The sequence below is a fragment of the Vibrio qingdaonensis genome (assembly GCF_026191675.1).
Lineage (GTDB): Bacteria > Pseudomonadota > Gammaproteobacteria > Enterobacterales > Vibrionaceae > Vibrio > Vibrio qingdaonensis.
In genome coordinates this window covers 1-3049 of sequence record NZ_JAKRRY010000089.1, presented here as the reverse complement: position 1 = coordinate 3049, position 3049 = coordinate 1, and the positions used below count along the sequence as shown (strand labels likewise).

The 3049-nt window shown below is 41.4% G+C and carries 4 protein-coding genes; all 4 read right to left on the bottom strand.

The features are described from left to right. Nucleotides 1-440 precede the first annotated feature (440 nt). Nucleotides 441-827, bottom strand: coding sequence for a VOC family protein (locus tag MD535_RS25230; RefSeq protein ID WP_265678025.1), 387 nt, complete (start codon nt 825-827; stop codon nt 441-443). Between the two features lie 153 nt (nt 828-980). Beyond that, nucleotides 981-1442, bottom strand: coding sequence for a RidA family protein (locus MD535_RS25225; RefSeq protein WP_265678023.1), 462 nt, complete (start codon nt 1440-1442; stop codon nt 981-983). 148 nt (nt 1443-1590) lie between these two features. Next, complete coding sequence (locus MD535_RS25220) at nt 1591-2034, bottom strand: hypothetical protein (RefSeq protein WP_265678022.1); 444 nt, start codon at nt 2032-2034, stop codon at nt 1591-1593. 144 nt (nt 2035-2178) lie between these two features. Continuing rightward, a complete protein-coding gene (locus tag MD535_RS25215) occupies nt 2179-2610 on the bottom strand; it encodes a hypothetical protein (protein ID WP_265678021.1) in 432 nt (143 codons plus the stop codon). Nucleotides 2611-3049 lie beyond the last annotated feature (439 nt).

Here is a 3049-nt window from a genome sequence, read left to right as displayed (position 1 = left end):
TATTCTCTTATTTGTACCAAGGTGCTCATTGTTTGCCACAAACTAAATTACTACCACCACGCCGTGCTTGATAGCTGACAGAACTGACATCTTTCGATTAATGCGAGTTGGCGCGAAAAAGACCCCACCGACGTCACTGAAAAACGGGTTGAGGAAGATGTCACTTCTGTTGCTCACGGACGGACACAAAAAGCAGTTCCACGAAACCTCGATGGCTAAAGCGAACGGCTAATTGGCGCTGCCACCGGAGAGAAAGTAAAGCAGTGGGGCTTGTCGCTGCATAGCTAAAAGGACAATGATTTGACCACTAAATTTTCAAGTGCAACTAACGCCTTGTTAAGTAGCAGCTAACTGCCACCATACTCAAACAAAACCACCGTAATCACTAAACTCAACCAAACCAAAATCGCCAAACGTTAGCTGTCTGCTTGAACAAATTGTTAGGCGCTGGCCTCAAGCTTCCACGGCGGGTTCAACCGATTTTCACCAGCCCAATACAGTTTGATTTTATTACCGGACGGATCAGTTAGTGATGCCTCTTTCCAGAGATAACTTTGCATCATTGGTTCCTGCGTAAATTCGATACCTTCGGACTTAAGATGAGTGACTAGTTCATCCAATTTTTCATGCTCAAAATAAACTACACCACGACAATCTAAACCTTGTTTTTCAGTATCAAGATAAACTGAAAAAGTCGCGTCACCGTCGGGAAATGAAAATCTAGCATAGTACTCGTTACCAACGATTTGAATTAAGCCGAGTTTTGTGTAGAACTTAGTCGCCAGTTCTATATCATGAACTGCCAATGTTACTTGATTTAAATTCATCTGCTTTCCTTGCCTGAACCTCTGTTGCGCCTAACGCCTTGTTAAGTAGCAGCTAACTACCACTACACTCGAACAAAGCCACCGTAATCATTAAACTCAACCAAACCAAAATCGTCAAACGTTAGCTGTCTGCTTGAACAATTTGTTATGTTTCTAGTCCTTAATTTCAAATATTGAGTCAATTATAATTGGCAAATTACCTCTCACGGATGCTGCACCGAAAACTGAGCGGGCATGCACACCTTTTTCACCAAAAACTTCTGCCATTAGATCTGAGCAACCATCCAGCACCTTAGGGTGTTGTTCAAAGTCAGTTGTGGCGTTTACGAAACCTTGAAGCTTGACGACTTGGTTAACTTTATCCAATGAACCTAACTCTAGCTTTAATGCAGCTAATATATCTAAGCCAGTTGCTTTAGCTAAAGCATATCCTTCTTCTGTGGTATATTCCCGGCCAAGCTTACCTCTGGGTACGACACTTAAACCAGCTACTGGACCTTTTCCTGAGACATAAAGTAAATTGCCTGTTCGAACGCAATTACAATAACTACCTTGCGGATCACTGGCTTGAGGTAACTCCAAGCCAAGTTCTGCTAATCTTCTTTCTATGTTCATCTATCCTCCGTGATTGAATGGAAACATAACGCCTTGTTAAGTAGCAGCTAACTGCCACTGCACCCAAACAAAGCCACCGTAATCACTAAACTCAACCAAGCCAAAATCGCCAAACGTTAGCTGTCTGCTTGAACAATTTGTTATGTACCTAGATTGGTAAACCATAGAATTTGGCAAACCAATTGGCGCTTTCTGAATTCACCAAGATCGCACGGTATACAAATGGGCTGATAACAATAGACAACAAAAATAAATAACCAACTAAGTAAGCAGGGTATTTTTTGATCAAGCTAAGAATGCCGAAATGTTTTGATAGTAACCCCCTTAACAACAACTCTGCTTCACCGTCACTTTTTGCAGCCTTTCTGAGATTATCGATCTCTTTTGGGAAATGGTGCTTTCCTCGATTCCACACATAAATTACGATCACGGTTGAAAATATCGCACTAACCGAAGGGGTTGGAGTACCTAAAGAAGCTAGCCCAAGAGTAAACGCTAATATTCCAACCACACCATTCAAAAATTCAGCCCATTTTTCGAACTGCTTTTCCACTTTCTTTGTATATTGAGAGTTTAAACTATAGTTTCCCACTGAGAATGACCCCATATTACACTTGGTACATAACGCCTTGTTAAGTAGCAGCTAACTACCACCGCACTCTAACAAAGCCACCATAATCACTAAACTCAACCAAACCAAAATCGCCGAACGTTAGCTGTCTGCTTGAACAATTTGTTATGTATCTTGCCGCTTAAGCTCTTGAACGTTTTTGTCAGTTTTCCAGTTAGTAAGGTGCTCAGCTAAGTGGTTAATCTCAGCAACTGCAATTACTGCTATTGTTTGGTCATTAGATTCAATTTTTTGGATGGCTTTAGGAGAAGAATGTAACGCAAGGATTACCCCGTAATATTGATAATCTCTAAAACCATCTGTTGACTTAAGCTGAATGCTCACACCGCTTTTGGTTATAGTTTCATATCGCCTCAGTTTATTCTTTTCCACTTCAGTAAAGATTTTCTCTAAAAACTGACTGCAGGTTCCTATGTTGTTGACCAATACTGTGAGTGGTGCATTTTTTTCTTTAGCCATTGTTGCTGCGAAAGCATATGCTGCTTTAAGCTCATCTCCAGAAATCAACTCTGGTGAAAAATAAGCGAACCTTTCCATACTGACTATCTCCATTTTTGTATTGTTCGGATACATAACGCCCTGCTAAGTGGCGCTAACGATTAACTTACCAAGCGCACTAAACTTCAAACCAAAACCGCCAAGCTTATGGCGTCCACTTGAGCAGTTTGTTAGCTTTTTCGTGCAATAATGCCAGCGTTGCTCACCAAGGCTTTGAAGTAACGCTCTCACCTCAAAACCAATGACCAACATGACGGGACAGAGTTGAACTGTCCAAAAATTCGTAGCCCGAGTTGACGAAACTCAGAGGCAACTCAAAGTTTGCCACTAAGCCAACAACCACATGCGCCAATTCTCAATTGAGCGTAAATAATTCAATAGCAAAGAAAAAGCACGCGAGAGGTGGAAGCTTACCACTAAAGAACAGATGTAAAGCTAGAACGATGAACCCGTTCACCAATAAACTAAACCGTGAAAG